This window comes from Streptomyces sp. NPDC048290 (genome assembly GCF_040652095.1).
In the GTDB taxonomy this organism is placed as follows: Bacteria; Actinomycetota; Actinomycetes; order Streptomycetales; family Streptomycetaceae; genus Streptomyces.
In genome coordinates this window covers 144,370-163,036 of record NZ_JBEZLM010000002.1, presented here as the reverse complement: position 1 = coordinate 163,036, position 18,667 = coordinate 144,370, and the positions used below count along the sequence as shown (strand labels likewise).

10 protein-coding genes are annotated in these 18,667 nt (G+C 73.9%); 2 read left to right on the top strand and 8 right to left on the bottom strand.

The annotated features are described in order from the left end of the window. Window positions 1-380: 380 nt before the first annotated feature. A complete protein-coding gene (guaA, locus tag AB0D49_RS03005; RefSeq protein ID WP_362749707.1) occupies window positions 381-1,961 on the bottom strand; it encodes a glutamine-hydrolyzing GMP synthase in 1,581 nt (526 codons plus the stop codon). Window positions 1,962-2,418: 457 nt separating this feature from the next. Here guaA and AB0D49_RS03000 point away from each other — a divergent pair, with 457 nt between their 5' ends. Both AB0D49_RS03000 and AB0D49_RS02995 read left to right on the top strand, forming a co-directional pair. Continuing rightward, a complete protein-coding gene (locus tag AB0D49_RS03000) occupies window positions 2,419-2,778 on the top strand; it encodes a chorismate mutase (protein ID WP_362749704.1) in 360 nt (119 codons plus the stop codon). A 727-nt stretch (window positions 2,779-3,505) separates the two neighbouring features. Next, window positions 3,506-4,546, top strand: coding sequence for an LAETG motif-containing sortase-dependent surface protein (locus tag AB0D49_RS02995; RefSeq protein ID WP_362749701.1), 1,041 nt, complete (start codon window positions 3,506-3,508; stop codon window positions 4,544-4,546). A 90-nt stretch (window positions 4,547-4,636) separates the two neighbouring features. Here AB0D49_RS02995 and AB0D49_RS02990 read toward each other — a convergent pair whose 3' ends face one another. The 7 genes from AB0D49_RS02990 to AB0D49_RS02960 form a co-directional block, all read right to left on the bottom strand. Further along, window positions 4,637-6,454: a GMC family oxidoreductase gene (locus AB0D49_RS02990; protein WP_362749698.1), complete on the bottom strand. Its 1,818-nt coding sequence runs from the start codon at window positions 6,452-6,454 to the stop codon at window positions 4,637-4,639. After that, the gene (locus AB0D49_RS02985; protein WP_362749695.1) at window positions 6,451-8,106 is read right to left on the bottom strand and encodes a succinic semialdehyde dehydrogenase; all 1,656 of its coding nucleotides are present in this window, start codon (window positions 8,104-8,106) and stop codon (window positions 6,451-6,453) included. Before AB0D49_RS02985 ends, AB0D49_RS02990 begins: the two co-directional genes overlap by 4 nt. A 134-nt stretch (window positions 8,107-8,240) precedes the next feature. Further along, window positions 8,241-10,337, bottom strand: a complete 2,097-nt coding sequence (locus AB0D49_RS02980) for a serine/threonine-protein kinase (RefSeq protein ID WP_362749692.1) — start codon at window positions 10,335-10,337, stop codon at window positions 8,241-8,243. A gap of 61 nt (window positions 10,338-10,398) precedes the next feature. Continuing rightward, a complete protein-coding gene (locus AB0D49_RS02975) occupies window positions 10,399-12,231 on the bottom strand; it encodes a protein kinase (protein ID WP_362749689.1) in 1,833 nt (610 codons plus the stop codon). A 157-nt stretch (window positions 12,232-12,388) separates the two neighbouring features. Further along, window positions 12,389-13,561 (bottom strand): serine/threonine-protein kinase, encoded by a 1,173-nt coding sequence (locus tag AB0D49_RS02970; RefSeq protein WP_362749687.1) that lies wholly within the window; start codon window positions 13,559-13,561, stop codon window positions 12,389-12,391. A 213-nt stretch (window positions 13,562-13,774) separates the two neighbouring features. Beyond that, window positions 13,775-15,661, bottom strand: a complete 1,887-nt coding sequence (locus AB0D49_RS02965; RefSeq protein WP_362749684.1) for a serine/threonine-protein kinase — start codon at window positions 15,659-15,661, stop codon at window positions 13,775-13,777. 179 nt (window positions 15,662-15,840) lie between these two features. Then, window positions 15,841-18,630 carry a protein kinase gene (locus AB0D49_RS02960; protein ID WP_362749681.1) on the bottom strand — a complete coding sequence of 930 codons (2,790 nt, stop codon included), beginning with the start codon at window positions 18,628-18,630 and terminating at the stop codon, window positions 15,841-15,843. Between the last annotated feature and the right edge of the window lie 37 nt (window positions 18,631-18,667).

Below are 18,667 nucleotides of genomic sequence, written 5' to 3'. Positions count from 1 at the left end.
CCGTCGCGGCCCGCACTGGCCCGATCCCGTCCCGGCCCATCCCGGCGCGGCCCGCACTGGACCCGTCCCGTCCCGGGCCGCTCTGGGCCACCCCGGCGCGACCCGCGCTGGACCCATCCCGCCCGTCCCGGGCCGCACTGGCCCACCCCGGCGCGACCCGCGCTGGACCCATCCCGCCCGTCCCGGGCCGCACTGGCCCACCCCGGCGCGACCCGCGCTGGACCCACCCCGTCCCGCCCCCGCCCTGGGCCCACCCCGTCCCGGCCCGTTCAGCGGACGCCTGGCCGACGGCCAAGGCGCGCGCCGCCGTTACGGCGAGCGGCGCCCGACACCGCGGCCAGGGGAACCCGCACCGCACCCCCCGGCCACAAGCCCCGCCGCTACTCCCACTCGATGGTGCCCGGCGGCTTGGAGGTGATGTCGAGGACGACCCGGTTGACGTCACGGACCTCGTTGGTGATCCGGGTGGAGATCTTCGCTAGGACGTCATAGGGCAGCCGGGACCAGTCGGCGGTCATCGCGTCCTCGGAGGAGACGGGGCGCAGCACGATGGGGTGACCGTAGGTGCGGCCGTCGCCCTGGACGCCGACGCTGCGGACATCGGCCAGCAGCACGACCGGGCACTGCCAGATCTCACGGTCGAGACCAGCGGCGGTCAGTTCCTCGCGGGCGATGGCGTCGGCGTCGCGGAGCAGGTCGAGGCGGTCCTTCGTCACCTCGCCGACGATCCGGATACCGAGACCGGGGCCGGGGAAGGGCTGGCGCTGGACGATCTCGTCCGGCAGACCCAGTTCCTGGCCGACCATCCGGACCTCGTCCTTGAACAGCTGGCGCAGCGGTTCGATGAGCTGGAACTCAAGGTCCTCGGGGAGGCCGCCCACGTTGTGGTGGGACTTGATGTTGGCGGTGCCGGTGCCGCCGCCGGACTCCACGACGTCGGGGTACAGCGTGCCCTGGACCAGGAACTCCACGGCGGGACCGGAGTCGGCGATGATCTCGGCCTGCGCCTGCTCGAAGACCCGGATGAACTCCCGCCCGATGATCTTCCGCTTCTCCTCGGGGTCGGAGACCCCCTTCAGCGCGGTCAGGAACCGCTCCTCCGCGTCCACGACCTTCAGCTGCACACCGGTCGCGGCGACGAAGTCCTTCTCGACCTGCTCGGTCTCGCCCTTGCGCATCAGCCCATGGTCGACATACACGCAGGTCAGCTGGGAGCCGATGGCCTTCTGGACGAGGGCGGCGGCCACGGCGGAGTCGACACCGCCGGACAGACCGCAGATGGCCCGCCTGTCGCCGACCTGCTCGCGGATCGCCGCGATCTGCTCCTCGATCACATTGCCGGTGGTCCAGGAGGGGGTGAGACCGGCGCCGCGGTAGAGGAAGTGCTCCAGCACCTGCTGGCCGTGCGTGGAGTGCATGACCTCGGGGTGGTACTGGACGCCGTAGAGCCGCTTCTCGTCGTTCTCGAAGGCGGCGACGGGGACGACATCCGTGGAGGCCGTCACCGTGAAGCCCGCGGGGGCGGCGGAGCAGGCGTCGCCGTGCGACATCCAGACCGGCTGCTCGGCGGGGGTGCCCTCGAAGAGGGTGGACGACGACTTCGACACATGCAGCGGCGTACGGCCGTACTCGCGGGCGCCGGTGTTGTCGACCGTGCCGCCGAGGCTCTGGGCCATCAGCTGGAAGCCGTAGCACATGCCGAAGACGGGGACGCCCGCCTCGAACAGGGCGGAGTCCAGGCGCGGGGCCTCGTCGGCGTAGACCGAGGAGGGGCCGCCGGAGAGGATGATCGCCGCCGGGTTCTTGGCGAGCATCTCGGCTACCGGCATGGTGCTCGGCACGATCTCGCTGTAGACCCGGGCCTCGCGGACGCGGCGGGCGATGAGCTGGGCGTACTGCGCGCCGAAGTCGACGACCAGGACGGTGTCGGGGGCCGGGGCAGCGGAGGGCGCTGATGACACGGGGTGCCTTTCGGCGTGGGGCAGGGTCTGTGCTGCCGATTCTACCGAGGTACGGATCGGGTTCTGCCGAGGTACGGATCGGGGCGGCCACCGCCGCCGGGGGCTCCGCCCCGGGTCCCCCTGGGGACTCCGCCCCGAGTCCTTCTCGGGGCTCCGCCCCGGCCCCCCTGAAGGCTCCGCCCTCGACCCCCTGACAGCTCCGCCCTCCGCCCCGCACCGACCCGTGCCATACTCCCCCCATGCACAAGCACCCGACCTTCCTCTTTACCTATGGCAGCCGGCCCGCCGGATGCCATGGTCGTGTTGCTTGAGCTGCTGACAAGCGACCTCCCAGGCGCCCCGGGCCGACAGGCCCGGGGCGTTCTGCGTTCTCGGGTTCCGGCCTCCCGGGGCACCACCGCCCCTCAAGCCTCCCGGCTCCGGCCCCGTGGCCTCCACCCCTCCAGGAGAACCCGAGATGACCACCACGACCACCACCACGACCCCGACCCCTACGACCCCTACGACCCCGACGCCCGCCACGACCCCGACGCCCCAGCGGACCGCAGAGAAGACCGGCGCCCACACCCACGAGGCAGCCGATGTCATCACCGGAGCCCGTGAACGGATCGACGCGCTCGACGACCGCATCATCGGGCTGATCCAGGAACGCATGGCCGTCTCCGCCGTGATCCAGGACGCCCGCATCACCTCCGGCGGACGCCGGGTGAACCTCTCCCGCGAGATGGAGATCCTCGGCCACTACCGCGACGCCCTCGGCAGGCCCGGCACCGCCCTCGCCATGACCCTGCTCGAACTCTGCCGCGGCAAGATCTGAACCCCAGGCCCCGGGACCTGGACCTGAGCCCAGCAACCAGCAACCAGCAACCAGCAACCAGCAACCAGCGGACCCTGGCACGTACGTACGCATCCCCTCTCACCCATACGGCGCGTGACGCCCCGCAGGACCCTTCGTTGGTACCGATGTCCGTGTCAGCCAGGCGCGGGCCCGAAAGAACCACGCGTGGCTCGCTGGGGCGATGAGACGTACGGATCGTGCCGTACGTCGTGGGACCTCGCTCCAGGGTCGTGACCGGACGGCAGGGGACAGCAGCCCGGTCACCCAAGAGAACGGTCGGCTCCGGGGACGCCTGGAGCCGACCGGCGGGACCAGCCCCGTCCCCGCCCCCGCCTCCTCCTCCCCCCCCCGTACACACAAGCCTCTCCACAAGTCCCCCCATGCCCACGACCAGCGGCGCAACCCCCCGGCGCCGCCCCCCGGCACCGGCGCAGCCCTGACGCCGGTGCTGACGAAGGAAGGGCCCCGCGGCCGACCCCCGCGGGGCCCTTCCCCTGTCCGCCCCCTCCACCCCTCCCCCTGCACCCCCTCCCCACCCCGACGTGACCCACCTCACATAAAAAGAATGTGAAGGAAGAACAACCCTTCACAGCCGCCACCGATCCAACCTCACGAATCACGCACATCAGCAGACGCACCCGATCACCCCCACCAGGCCCGACCACGGTGCGCCGCAAGCCCGCAGTACTGGATTCTTGAGGTCTCCATGAAGCTCCACCGTGCCCTGGCGGTCGCCGCCGCAACGGCCGTCATCGCGCCGCTCGCCCTGCTCGCCACCGCGCCCGCCGCCTTCGCCGAGGGCGAGTCGTCCCCGGCGCAGACGTCGTCCGGCCCCACCGCGGACGAGTCGTCGACCGTCACCCCGACACCGACGACCCCCGAGACGCAGACCTCGCAGCCGGGCGGCGACGACACCACGCCGACCACCACCCCGCCCACCGACGGCAAGTCGACCGAACCAGCCGACGACAGCGACACGGACACCGGCACCGACACCACCGGCACCCCCAGCACCACCCCGTCGACCACCCCGCCCGCCACCACCACACCCCCGGCGAAGCCCGAGACCCCCGACCCCGTGCCCTCCGAGTGCGCGGACCAGTCCGTCGAGGTCGACATCACCGGTCTGCCGGGCCGTATCACCGCGGGCAGCGGCTGGCACGAGTTCTCGCTGAACGTGCTGAACGACTCCGACTCCACCCTCACCGACCTGGGCTTCTTCGCCGGAGCCGCCTCCGACGCCGACGGCTACGACCTCTTCCGCAGCAAGCAGGTCCAGCTCCAGACCTGGAACCCGGCCGACGAGACCTGGGAAGACCTCAGCGAGGAGGGCTACGCCGCCGGGTTCGTCGGCTACACGGACGAACTGAAGCCCGGCTACGAGGTCGAACTCCCGCTCCGGATCAATGTGACGTCCGCCGCCCCGGTCGGCGCGGGCTTCTCGCTCGGCATGACCGTCTACGGCGACGAGGACGCCCAGTGCACCGGCTACGGCCAGGCCGCCTACCGCTTCGAGATCGTGGGCTCCGGCACCGACACCGAGGGCACCCGCCCGCAGGAGGGCGGCAAGGCCCCCGTCACCGACGACCGGCCCGGCGGCAGCACCCCGCAGGTCACCGGGAACCTCGCCGAGACCGGCTCCAGCTCCGCGCTGCCCGTCATCGGCCTGGTCGGCGGCGCGGCGGTCGTGCTGGGCGCCGGCGCGGTGTTCGTGGTCCGCAGGCGCAAGACCGGCACGGACGCGTAGCCACCGCCTCACCCCCGGCCTGGGCGGCAACAACTTCACGCAAGAGACAGAGGGACCTGCGCTCGGAGGGGGGCGCAGGTCCCTCCGTTGTCACCCACCCTCACCCACATCCCCCTCCTCCGCCCCCTCCCTCACCCGCTTCCCCGGCATCCCCAAGAACGTCCCCACCCGCAACTCCCCGAACGCCCCCTCCGGCACCGCCGGACTCCGCGGCACCACCGCCCCCACCCGCACATACGCCTCCCCCGGCGCCGGACGCGGATCGGTGTCCCCCTTGTTCGGCCAGTACGACATCGCCCGCTCGGCCTGGGCCGTGATCGTGAGCGACGGATTGACGCCCAGGTTCGCGGAGACGGCCGCCCCGTCGACGACCGAGATCCCGGGATGGCCGTACAGCCGGTGGTACGGGTCGATCACGCCGGTCTCGCGGGACGCGCCGATGGGGCAGCCGCCCAGGAAGTGCGCGGTGAGCGGCGTACCCATCAGTTCGCCGATGTTGGAGCCCGCGAAGCCGTTGATCTCGGTGGCCAGGGCGGACGCGCCCTCGACGGCGGCGCGGATCTGCCGGGGGTTGGGTTCGCCGTGGCCCTGCCGGGCGGTGAGCAGGCCCTTGCCGACGCCGTCCGGTTTCAGATACGTCGTCAGGGAGTTGTCCAGCGACTGCATCACCAGGCCGATGATGGTCCGCTCGGACCAGCGGCGGCTGGAGAGGGAGCGGAGCAACTGCACCGGATGCCGGGCCGCGTTGCGCAGCCAGGCCGCGACCGGCGAGGACCCCTCGGCGTAGGGGACCTGGAGGATGGACAGGCCGCCCATGGAGTTGGACCCCTTGCCGTAGCGGACCGGTTCGATGTGCGTGCTGGCGTCGGGGTGCATCGAGGATGTGATGGCCACGCCCCGGGTGAAGTCGGCCGTCCGCTCCCCGCCCAGCTTGCGGTACCGCCGGTTGTCGGTCTGGGCGCCGACCAGCGCCTCGGAGTTGGTCCGGGTCAGCTCCCCGAGCCGCCCGGAGAGGTACGGCAGTTGCCCGCCCGCCTTCATCCGGTGCAGCAGCGTCTGGGTGCCGTACGTCCCGGCGGCCAGCACCACCCACCGGCAGCTGAACACCCGGCCTCTCCCCCGGGCCCCCTTGCGGGCGTCCGTCGGCAGGGTCGTCACCGCGTACCCGCCGCGCGAGTCGTCGGTCACCGCGACCACCGTCGTCAGCGGATGCACCACCGCGCCCGCCTGCTCGGCGAGGTAGAGATAGTTCTCGTTGAGGGTGTTCTTCGCGCCATGGCGGCAGCCGGTCATGCACTCACCGCACTCGACACACGCCCGCCGCTCGGGCCCCGCCCCGCCGAAGTAGGGGTCCGCGACCCGCTGCCCCGGCCGCACCCGCCCGCCCGCCGTCCCGTCGGCGTCCTCCCCGTCCCCGAAGAACACCCCGACCGGCGCCATGTGGAAGGTGTCCCCGACGCCCATCCGCTGGGCCGCCGCCTTCAGATGGACGTCCGACGGGGTCATCGTCGGGTTGAGCCGGACGCCCAGCATCCGGCGCGCCTGGTCGTAGTACGGCTCCAGCTCCCGCTGCCAGTCGGTGATGTCCCGCCACTGGGGGTCCTCGAAGAACGGACGGGGCGGTACGTAGAGGGTGTTGGCGTAGTTGAGGGAGCCGCCGCCGACGCCCGCGCCGGCCAGGACCATGACCTTGCCGAGCAGATGGATGCGCTGGATGCCGTACATGCCGAGGCGGGGGGCCCAGAGGTAGTTCCTCAGGTCCCAGGAGGTGCGGGGCAGGGTCGCGGCGGTGAAGCGGCGGCCCGCCTCCAGGACACCGACCCGGTAGCCCTTCTCCGTCAGGCGCAGCGCGGTGACGGAACCGCCGAAGCCGGAGCCGACGACGACCACGTCGTAGTCGAGGCTCACCGGAACCGCAACGCCTTCATCACCCGCAGACTCGTGCTCATGAACCGCGCGTACTGCTCATCGCTCATCCCCAGCGAAGGCGCCATCGGCAGCACCCGCTGCGCGGCGACCGTCTGCGCCTCCGTGTATTTGAGGATGCCCTCGGAGCCGTGCCGCCGTCCGAGCCCCGAGTCCTTCATGCCGCCCATCGGGGACTGGACGCTGCCGTAGGCGGAGGCGTACCCCTCGTTGACATTGACCGTGCCGGTGCGCAGCCGTGCCGCGACCTCGCGGCCACGCCGGGCGTCCTTGGTCCAGACCGAGGAGTTCAGGCCGTACGCGGTGGAGTTGGCGCGTTCGATCACCTCGTCCTCGTCCGTGAAGCGGTACACGGAGACGACGGGGCCGAAGGTCTCCTCCTCGCAGACGGCCATCGGCTCGGTCACGCCGTCGAGGATGGTCGGCTCGTAGTAGTACGGGCCGACGTCCGGGCGGGCCACGCCCCCGGCGATCACCGTCGCGCCCTTCTCCACCGCCTCGGTCACATGCCGCTGGACGGTCGTCAGCTGCCGTTCACCGACGAGTGAGCCCATCTCGGCGCCGTACGCCAGCGCCGTACCGAGCCGCATGGCCCGGGTGCGGGCGGCGAACCGCTCCAGGAAGGCGTCCGCGACCGACTCATGGACGTACAGCCGTTCGATGGAGATGCAGAGCTGGCCCGCGGAGGAGAAGCAGGAGCGGATCGCGCCCGCCGCCGCCTTCTCCACATCGGCGTCCGCGAGGACCAGCATGGCGTTCTTGCCGCCGAGTTCGAGGGAGACGCCGACGAGGCGGGCGGCGGCGCTCTGGGCGACCTCGCGGCCGGTGCGGGTGGAGCCGGTGAAGGAGACGTAGTCCGCGTGGCGTACCAGTTCCGGGCCGACGACCGGGCCGTCGCCCAGCACCACCTGGAACACCTCGGCCGGGAGCCCGGCCTCGATCAGCAGGTCACGGGCCCACAGCGCGGTCAGACAGGTCTCCGTGTCCGGCTTCATCACCACCGCGTTGCCCGCGACGAACGCGGGGAGCGCGTCACCGACGCTCAGCTCCAGGGGGTAGTTCCAGGGAACGATCTGACCGACGACCCCGCGCGGATGGCGCAGTTCGGTGACCCGGGTGAGGGTCGGCATCGCGCCCGTGTGCTGCTTCGGGCGCAGATAGGCGGCGCCCCGGCGGCCGTAGTGCCGGGCGGCGATGGCGACGGCCTGCACCTCCTCATGGGCGTGCAGCCGTGCCTTGCCGGTCTCCAGCTGGATCAGGTCCAGCACCTCGGCCTGCCGCTCCAGCAGCAGATCGTGGAAGCGGAGCAGTACGGCCGCGCGCCGCCGGACCGGGACCCGCGCCCAGACCGCCTGGGCCGCCCGCGCCGCCTCGAACGCCTGCGCCACGTCCTCGGGGGTCGACTCGGGCAGGTCGGCCAGCTTCTCCCCGGTGAAGGGAGTGTGGTTCGCGGTCCGGCCGGAGCCGGTCACCCCCTTGGTGAGCTGGGCGATCAGCTCCGGTGTCACCACATCGGCGGCGGTGCGTACGCCGGCCGGGACGGGGGCGACCGGGTTCGTACCCGTGGCTTCGGGGGCGGAGGAGGCGGTGGGGGCGGCGGGGGTCTGCTCGGCAGCGGCCTGCGCATCGGTCATGAGCCGCAGGGTATGCCGCTGCGGGAGCTTTGTGTACCCGCCGGTAATCGACATTCACCGAGTGGCCACAATCCGCCAGTGATCACTGGCAACGAACGTGCTGATCAGGCCGTGTACGCCCGCGCCGGGCCCGCTCAGTTCACCGGTGTGAGCAGCAGCCGGTCCCGCGCGCCCTTGAACACCGACGTACCGGAGCGCTCCTGCGGTGTCCCCTTCGGCATGTCCACCCGCAGCTCGTACATCCGCCCGTCGTCGGTGAGGATCATCAGCTCCATCACCCGGAGCCGGCTCGTCCCCTCGACGGTGTACGTGGTGTCCGCGATGACCGCGTCGCCGTCCTCGAACCCCGTCTCCGTGTACTGGGTCCGCGCCTCGGGGTCGTACTCCGCCCAGGTGTCGTGCGCGGCCTCCGCCTGCCCCCGCGCGTCCTTCGGCGCCCGGTCCCACTGCGTGAGACGTACGTCCACGTCTCCCGCCGAGTAGACCACCAGCCTCGGCTGGTAGTCCGGCCCGCCCTGCCGCGCGATCTCCTGATACTCCTCCGGAAGCGCGAGCACGGCCGCCATCTCCGTCTCCGTGTGCGACACCCAGGCGTCGGCCGAACCGGACGGCGACCCGGAGGTCCCCGCCGGTTCCGTCCCGTCGTCCCCGTCGTCCGGGTCGGGTTCGTCCTCGGGGTCCTCCGCGTCCGTCTCGGCCGGTGGCGCCCCGACGCCGGCCGCTCCGTCCGCGCCTCCCCCCTCCTCACCGACCGCCGCGATCCCGGCCCACACCCCGCCGGCGAGCAGCGCCCCCACGAGGCCGACGGCTAGGCCGACGGCGAGGGGGCGTCGGTGCGGGGGCTTGCGCGGGGCCTGGGATATCTGCCCCGCGCCCGTCTCCGACCTGGCCCTCTCCTCCTCACCTGCCGCCGACGCCGACGCCTTGGCCGACGCCTTGGCCGACTCCTCCTCCGTCGCCGAGCCCGCCGCCGACCCCGCCGCCTTCGCCGACTCCTCCCCCGTCGCCGAGCCCGCCGCCGACCCCGCCGCCTTCGCCGACTCCTCCCCCGTCGCCGAGCCCGCCGCCGACCCCGCCCCCGGCGCCGCTTCCTTCCCCTCCGTCTCCTTCGCCGCTTCCGCCCTCTCCCCCGCCCGCTGCCCCAGCAGCACGGTCCCCTGGTCCTCCCCGAACTCCCGCAACCCCTCCGGCTCCTGAGCGGCCCCCGTCTCCTGCCCCGTCCCCTCCGGCGCCTCTTCCCCCGCCTCGTCCCCCGCCGTCACATCCGTCCCCGGAGGCAACTCCCCCGGCCCGACACCCACCGAAGACCCCACCGAGAACCCCGCCGAAGACCCCGCCGAAGACCCGGTGACACCCCCCGCCCAGCCCCCCGTCGCGGACCCCACCACCCCCTCCAGCGCCTCCCCCACCGCCACCGCGTCCGGCCGAGCCTCCGGCTCCCTCCGCAGCAGGTGGAGGATCAACGGGCCCAAGGGCCCGGCCCGCTCCGGCTCTGGCGGATCGGCGGCCAGGATCGCGGCGAGCGTGGACTCCAGTGACGTACGGCGGAACGGCGAACCGCCCTCCACCGCCGCGTACAGCAGTACCCCGAGCGACCAGAGATCGGAGGCCGGTCCCGCCCCCCGCCCGGACATCCGCTCCGGCGCGATGAACTCCAGCGAGCCCACGAACTCACCGCTGACGGTGAGCGACTCCTCGCCCTGGACGTGCGCGATCCCGAAGTCGGTGAGGACGACCCGGCCGTGCGGACCGAGCAGCACATTGGCCGGTTTCACATCCCGGTGCACGATCCCGACGGCGTGCGCGGCGCGCAGCGCGCCCAGCACGGCGAGGCCGATCCGCGCCGTCTCGACCGGCGACAGCGTGCCCCGCAGCAGCCGTTCGTACAGCGACTCGCCCCGGATCAGCTCCATCACGATCCAGGGCAGCCCGTCCTCGACCACCACGTCATGGATGGTCACCGCGCACGGATGGTCCACGCGCGCGGCGGCCCGCGCCTCCCGGTGCAGCCGGTGCGCGGCCCGCTGGTGTGCGGGATCGTCGGGGGAGCCGGGCAGATGGGGCTGCTTGACGGCGACCTCCCGGTCCACCAGATCGTCGTGCGCCCGCCATACGGCACCCATGCCACCGGAACCGATCCGCTCGGCGAGCCGGTAGCGACCGCCGATCAACTGCCCCCCGCCCACGGGTCCCTCAGCTTCGCTGGACCGGTGCGCGCCGCCGTCGCTCATGCCCCATGACTACCGCGCGGACCCCGTCGTTGTCGACGCGGCCCCGACGCCCGGCGCACGCTCACAGCTTGCCGATGTCCAGGTGCTCGATCGCGGTGCGCGCCACGTCCCGGCCGCGCGCGGTGAAGTCCCCCTGGCCCGGGTAGCCGACGGTGAGCTTGTACATGTCCCCGCCGGACGTCTTGTAGTAGAAGATCCGCACTTCACGGGGGCGCGGGTTCTGGAGGTCGGTGGTGGTGTAGGTGACGGTGTTCTCGGCGGCCTTGCGCCCGCCGTCGTACGCGAGGTCCGGCCGGGGCTCGGTCTTCGGCGCCTCCGGCATACTCAGCTCGTACGAACCGCTCTCCTTGAAGCCCGCGTTGTCGTCGTACATCTCCGCCGACGCCGAGTCGGCGATGTCCCCGCTGGTGTCCTCGGCCTTCCGCTCCAGGGCGAGCCCGATCCAGACGGCACCGCTCGCGTCGGAGTACGTCACCCAGTGCGTCTCGTCGTCCTCCTCGGGCACGGTCCGCCGGTAGTCCTCGGGCACGGCGAGACTGGCGCCGAGCGCCGCCTCCTCCCGGGTCTTCCAGCCGTCGGGCAGCGGCCCGGCGAAGGGGTCGGCGACCACGACGTACGACCCCACCGCGGCGGCGGCCACCACCGCGCCCGCCGCGGTCCAGGCGACCGGTCCGAACCGGCGCCGGGTCCGGCGGGGCGGCTCGGGCGCGGCGGCGGGCGCCGGGGCGGGCGCGGGCGGTACCGGCGGGTGGGCGGCGGCCTCCAGCAGGGCGCGGACCCGGGCGGCGTCCGGGCGGCGGGCGGGGTCCTTCTGGAGGAGGCCGTCGATGGCCTCGGCGAGCGGTCCGGCCGCGACGGCGGGCCGGGCGGGGGCCGCGTTGAGGACGGACTGGAGCGTGGCCGGGGTGTTGCTGCGGCGGAACGGCGAGACGCCCTCGGTCGCCGCGTACAGCACCACACCGAGCGACCACAGATCGCTCGCCGGTCCGGGCCGCTGGCCGAGCACCCGCTCCGGCGCGATGTACTCGGGCGAGCCCACGAAGCCACCGGTGTCGGTCAGATTGGTCTCGCCCTCGATCTGGGCGATCCCGAAGTCCGTGAGTACGACCCGGTCGTGCCGCCCGAGCAGGACGTTGTCCGGCTTGACGTCCCGGTGCAGGATCCCGGCGGCGTGCGCGGCCTCCAGGGCGCCCAGCACCTCGAGTCCGACCCTGGCGGCCTCCCTCGCGCCCAGCGTGCCTTCCTGGAGCGCGTCACCGAGGGAACGTCCCTGCACCAGCTCCATCACGATCCACGGCCGCCCGTCCACGACGGCCACGTCGTACACGTTCACCACGGCCGGATGGTCGAGCCGGGCCGCGGCCCGCGCCTCCCGCCGCATCCGCTCGAACGCGTTGTCCCGTTCACGGTCGGGAAGATGGTCGGGTACACGAGGCTCCTTGACCGCGACCTCCCGGTCCACGGTCTCGTCCTTGGCCCGCCAGACCGTGCCCATCCCGCCATGCCCGAGCCGGGACAGCAGCCGGTACCGCTCGGCGATCAGCCGCCCCGCACCGGGATCACGCGGCGCCGCGTGCGGAACGCCCTGCGGCGGTACGGCGGCCCGCTGCGGGGCGGGGGACCGCGGGACCGGGGGCTGCGGGGCGGGGGGCTGCGGTGACTGCGGCTGCTCGGCGGGGTGCGGCTGCGCGGACTGCTCGGGCGAGGACTGGGCGTGCGGCGGGCCGGGCGGCGCGGGGGTCGCGTACGGGTTGCCGGGGCGCGGGGCACCGGTGGGGTGGTCGCCCTGCTGCGAGGCGCCCTCGCGCGCCTGCGGGGCCGCCGGGCGGGGCGGTTGCAGTTCGAAACTTGTCGGCTCGTCGGCCCCGTTGCGGGCTCCCCCGTTGCTGCTCATGGGCCCATCCATATCGCGCGGAACGCCCCTGTATCCACCACGAATACGGTCCGGTCACACACCCGTGACCAAGGCCGCGACTTATCTCCCTTTTATGGCACTAGCCCTGAGCTGGGCGCACGCAAGCCCGGGAGCCCGGGAGTGCGGGAGTTCGGGATCACGGCAGCGGAAACGGGGGCGTCGCTGAGGGGCTCACCGAGGGACGGGCTGAGGGACTGACCGAGGGGCTCACCGAAGGACCGGTCGACGGGCTGGTCGAGGGCGTCACCGAAGGACTCCCCGTCGCGCTCCCCGTCACACTGACCGTCGCGCTCACCGTCGCCGTCACCCCGCCCCCGCCCGGCTTCCCGTCCCGGCCGCCCTCCCCGTCGCCGTCCCCCGCCGCCAGCAGCGCCGCCGACACCCCGGCGCCGGTCAGCGCCGCCACCAGCAGCGCGGCGGCCAGCAGACTGCGGCGCCGGGACAGCAGCCGGTCCCACCGGCGCCGTTCCGCCCGGCCCGTGTCCAGGAAGACCCGCAGCATCCGCTCCGCCCCGGCCGCGTCCAGCCGCCGTTCCGGATCACGCTCCAGCAGCCGCCGTACGACGGGCAGCAGCGGACCCGCCTCGGCGGGCAGCCGGATCTCCCCGGAGGCCACGGCGTTGAGCGTGCCGCCCACCGACGACCTCTGGAACGGGGACTCGCCGCTCATCGCCGCGCACAGCAGCGCGCCCAGCGACCAGAGATCGGAGGCCGGTCCGGTGCCCGCGCCCGTCATCCGCTCCGGCGCGGTGTACTCCGGCGATCCGACGAACGTCCCGCTCTCGGTGAGCGTGGACGCCCCGGCGACCCGCGCCACCCCGAAGTCGGTGAGCACCACCCGCCCGGTACCGGACTCGATGAGCACATTGGCGGGCTTCAGATCACGATGCAGCACCCCGGCCGCGTGGGCGGTGCCGAGCGCGCCGAGCAGGGCGACCCCGATCCGGGCGGCCTCGCGCGGATCGACGGGACCGTCCGCCGCGACCCGGTCGGCGAGCGAACCACCGTCGATCAGCTCCATCACGAGATACGGCCGCTCCTCGTGCTCCACCACGTCATGGACCACGATCAGATGCGGATGGTGCAGCCGGGCGACGGTACGCGCCTCGCGCAGAATCCGCTCGCGCTGCACCCGGGCCCGGTCGGGCGAGAGGGAGGAGGTGTCGAGATCGAGTTCCTTGACCGCGACCAGACGACCGAGCAGTTGATCGGTGGCCCGCCAGACGACCCCCATACCGCCCCGTCCGAGCACCGCCTCCAGCCGGTAGCGGCCCACGATCACACGGCCATCCGCGCGCTCGGTCCCCATGCGCCCCATCATGCCCGACCTGGAGCCGCCTCTTCCGGCCCACGGGCTCCGACGTGGCCGACAACCGACGCCGGTCCTGGCACGTCAGCCGGGGTCCGACAGGACAACTCCCCCGAGCCGCGCGGAGATCACCGTACGAAACCCGATCGCCCGACACGACCGAATCCCGCCCCCACCGATGGCCCAACCGGCGGTGTCCCGCCGGGGTCCGGGTCAGCCGACCGGCTCGCTCCAGCTACGCAGCACCATCTCGAACTCCTCCAGCGCCGTGTCCCACTCCTCCGCCGGGGCGGCCATGTAGAGCGCGTACTCGACACCGTCGCGCGCGAGATACATCTGGTCCACCGCCCGGTACGCCCCCGGGAACGCGGTGTCCTTGGCCAGCGCCGTCCAGCCGTACTCCCAGCGGGCGCCGGACCGGTCGCGGTAGGTGTTCCGCTCCAGCGCGGTCCGCCGGTAGTCCACCAGCCGGTCGCCGAGCTGCTGATCGAGGTCGGCCAGATGCACATACGGGTCGGTGTAGTCGGGCGCGCTGTCGACGGCGATCCGGATGAAGTGCCGTCCGCCGTCCGGGGTGTAGTCGACCTGCCGGAGGTCGCCGGAGGCGGTGGGCTCCTGGCGCTTCCAGCCCTGGGGCAGCGACAGCCCGAAGCCCAGCGGGTCCGAGACGGTCTTCCAGTCGTCCGGCACCGCGCCCCGGTCCGGTCCGCTCCCGGTCGTCGGAGACTCCGGCGCCGTCCCGCCCGACGTGGTCGCGTCCGTGACCGGATCGTCGGCCAGCGTGTCCTGGCGGCCGTCCGTGGTGGTGTCGCTCTGGCCGCCGTAGCTGTCCAGCACCACCGCCGTGCCGCCGCCGACGAGGGCGGCCACCGCGACGACCAGCGCGAGCGTGCGCAACCGCCGCTGGCGGCGCGGCGGCAGGGCGGCCCCGTGCGCGGGCCCACGGGACGCTCCGCCGGGGGAGGCGGACGGTCCGGGGGGCGGAACGGCGGTGGCGCCGGGGCGGGATGCGCCGGACGGGTACGGCAGCGGTGACCCGGCGCCGGTTCCGGCTGCCGCGCCGACTCCCGTACCGGCGTGCGGGTCGGGCGCGCCATGGGCCGCGTGAGTCCCGTGAGTCCCGTGAGTCCCGTGAGTCCCGTGAGTCCCGTGAGTCCCGTGAGTCCCGTGAGGAGCGTGAGCACCGTGCGTGCCGTGCGTGCCGTCGGTCCCGTGGGGGCCGCCGCCCGTGGCCCGTTCCGTCGGGTGCGGTGTGGTCGGCACATAGGCCTGGGCGTCGCGCGGACGCCGCCCTTCCGCGGCCTCGGCGAGGAGTTGCTCGGCCTCGGCGGTGCCGGGGCGGGTGGCCGGATCTTTGCGTAGCAGCGCGGTGATGACGGGGCCGAGGGCACCCGCCTGGCGCGGCGGCGCGGGCTCCTCCTCCACCACCGCCTGCATGGTGCCCAGCGGCGAGGTGCGGCGGAACGGCGACAGCCCCTCCACGGCCGTGTAGAGCGTGGCCCCGAGCGCCCAGAGGTCGGCGGACGGTCCCGGGTCGTGGCCGCGCACCCGCTCGGGCGCGAGATAGTCGACGGAGCCGACGACCTCGCCGGTCCGGGTGATGGTGCTGTCGCCCTCTATCTGCGCTATCCCGAAGTCCGTGAGCAGCACCCGGCCGTCGCGCGCGAGCAGCACATTGCCCGGCTTCACATCGCGGTGCAGCACCCCGGCGGTGTGCGCGGCCCGCAGCGCCCGCAGCACCCACAGCCCGATCCGGGCCGCCTCGGCAGGTTCGATCCGGCCCCGCTCCTTCACCGCGTCGGCGAGCGACTCCCCCTCGACCAGTTCCATCACGATCCATGGCCGGCCGTCGTGTTCGAGCACGTCATGGACGGTGACCACGGCCGAGTGGTTGATCCGCGCCGCCGCCCGCGCCTCGGCCCGGGTGCGGGCCAGCAGCACCGCCTGGTCGCCGTCGGAGGCGTAGAGGGCGGCGGTCAGCTCCTTGATCGCCACAGCCCGGTGCAACACTTCGTCATGGGCGCGCCACACCCGTCCCATGCCTCCGCTGCCGATGGATTCGGTCAGCCGGTAACGGTCCCCCAGGAGCAGGCCCTGCATCTGATTCACGTTTCCCCGCAATGCTCTTGACAGGGCCAGCGTAGGGACCGCCCTGCCTGCGGGGAACCAGGGGGTGGGCACGGAGACCGCACTGTGACGGTTGTCGCTTTCGGCGCCGGCGATGAACCCTCCCCGGCCGCCACGGCGAACACCCTCCGGCCGTCCCCCGGATCAAGGATTCAGCCGGTCACCTGGTACGTGGCCGCCGCCTGTTCGTACAGCCGGGTCACCTCGTCCCGCTCGGCCTCCGGACCGCGCACCTGCACCACGTGGTAGCGCCCGTCGACGAGGATGGCGAGATTGCGGACGAACAGCTCCCGGTCGTCGGTCCCGGTCCAGGTGAACTGTCCCTCCGCCATGGTCCGCCCGCCCACCTCGATGGACTTCAGTCCGGTGGCGACGGCCCAGCTGGAGTCGCGGTACGGCAACAGCTCGGGCTCCCGCTCGCGCTGGTACTCCATCGGGTCCGAGCCGAACTCCTCGGCCGAGTCCCGGCCGGGGACGATGATCAGCTCGAAGGAGCCCTTCGAGTAGACCACTTGCCCGCGTCCGTTCTCCGCCGTGCGGTCCCAGCCGTCGGCGACCGCCACCCGGAATCCCTCGTCGTCGTCGCGCAGGGTGAACCCGTCGGCCACGTCGGGACCGGCGGTCTGGGTCTCGGCGGACCCCGTCGTGCCGTCCGACGAGCCGTCACCGCCGCCCTCGCCGCCCGGAGTCGTCTGGTCGGGGCGCGGTTCGCTGCTGGCGTCGGGCTCGGTGGACTCCTCGCTGACCCCGCCCGCCGTGCCGGTCCGGTCGGTGCCGCTCGCCCCGCTCGCCCCTTCCTCACCGGCCTTCGGCAGGAACAGCGCGGCATACGCGATCGCCCCGGCCATCGCCAGCAGCACCAGCACGAGCAGGGTACGGCCCAGTCTGCGCGGCGGCCGGTGCTCCTCGCGGGCCCGCTTGTGGCGGCCGTGGGTCGCCGGGAGCCCGGCCTTGCGGCGGCGCACCAGCTCGCCCCGGCGGCGCACCACCGGCAGCCGGCTGGTCCCGGCGGGCGGCGCCGCCACCACATGGACCCCGGCCTCCGGCTCAGGCGCGGACCGCACCAGGGAGCGCAGCCAGCCGCGCAGCTCCTCGAAGTCGATCCGCTCGGTGGGGTCCTGACGCAGCAGCGACTCCACGACCGGCCGCAGCGGGCCGCACTCCTCGGCGAAGGCGGGCGGCTCCCCGCACACCATCTGCACCAGCTCGGCGGTCGAGTCCTCCGGGTACGGGGCGTGTCCCTGCACGGAGCGGAAGAGCAGCGCCCCGAGCGCCCACAGGTCGGTCGCGGGACCGATCGGCGCGGCCAGCTGCCAGTTCTCGTGCACCGGACCGGCCTGCTCCGGCGCCCAGCGCTCGGTCACCGGGCCGACGACGGCCATCCGCGCCTGCCGGGCCCGCTCGGCGGCCAGCGCGGTCGCGGGCCCACGCCGCACGGGCCGGACACCGGAACCGGGTTCGTCCCACCGCCCGTCCCCCGGGGCCTGCGGTCCCGGTCCGCCCGCCGGACCGCCCTGGGCCGGGACTCCCGCCCCGTAGCCCACCGGACCGGCTCCGTGCCCCTGCTGACCCTCCTCATAGCCGAGCCCGTGGCCCTCCTCATGGCCGAGCCCGTGCCCTTGCTCCTGCCCGATGTCGTGCCCGTGCCCGTACCGGGGTCCGGCCGCGGGGCCCTGGCCCCTGGGCGGCGCGGGCGGCAGCGCCCCGGCCGCCGCGGGTCCCCGCACCCCGTACGGGTCGGCGATCTGGCCGGGCGGCCCGGACGGCTGCTCGGCCTCCGGCGCCGGACGGGCCCCGGGCAGCGCCGCCCGTCCGCTCTGCGACTCCTGCACCCGGGCCGCCGCCCGCGCGCCCGCGCGGTACGCGGCGATGGCCCCGGCCCGCGCCGCCCTGATGTCCCCGCCGCTCTCCGCCGTCCGCCGCGCGGGCACCGCCGGGCCGGGGGAGCCCCGCTCCGCACCGACCACCGGCAGCCCTCCGGCCGCCCGCGCCTCGATCGCGGCCCGCCGCGCGGCCTCGGGATCACCCGCGCCGAACCCGGCGGAACCCACGGGCCCTCCAGCACCGGCGCTCCCGCCGACCCCACCGACAGCACCGGCCGCACCGGTCCGCCCCTGCCCGAACGGCGGCGCACTCCCCTCGCCACCACCGGCCCCGCCCGGACCCCCGCCCGGCCAGCCGGAGCCCCCACCAGCCCCCGCAGAACCAGACCGAGACCCTCCGGAACCACTCGCGAACGTCCCCGGCACACCCGGCACACCGGACGCCCCCGGCCCACCCGGAGCACCGGGCCCGCCCCCCGCCCCGCCTTCGTCGCCGTCCGGCGGCGGCACCGGGTCGTACCCGCAGAGCGCCTCCTCCGCCGCGCCGACCGCGAGCCCGGTGAGCATGACCCGGCCGTCGTCGCAGATCAGCACCGTGCGCGCGGTGATGTTGCGGTGCACCCAGCCATGGGCGTGCAGCACCTTGAGGGCCATCAGCACATCCGAGGCGACCTCGGCCGCCCGGTAGGGGGTCAGCGGCTGTTCGGCCAGCAGCGCGGCGAGCGGCCGGGCCGGGACCATCTCACTGACTATCCACAGCGACCCGCCCTCGGCGAACACATCGAAGACCTGGTCCAGCCGGGGATGATCGGGAATCCGCGCCGCCGCCTGCGCCGCCTCGACGGCCCGCCGTACGGCCGGGTCGACCGGCCTGCGCGGACCCGCGCCCCGCGCGGGCTGCCTGCGCCCCGGGCCACCGCGTGCGGTGAACCCCTCGGGCAGTCCCTCCGCGTCGAGCACCTCCGCCTCGACGACCTCCGGCAACGGCACCTGCCGTACCAGGACTTCCTGTCCGCTGTAGGTGTCGAACGCACGGCTCTCGGCGAGTTCGTACTCGTCGGAGGGCGGCAGCGGCAGGCGGTAGCGGTCGGCGAGCACCCGCCCCGCGTAGTCGTCCACGTTGCCTCCCCCGGGCGTCCGGGCCGGTCCCTTCCGG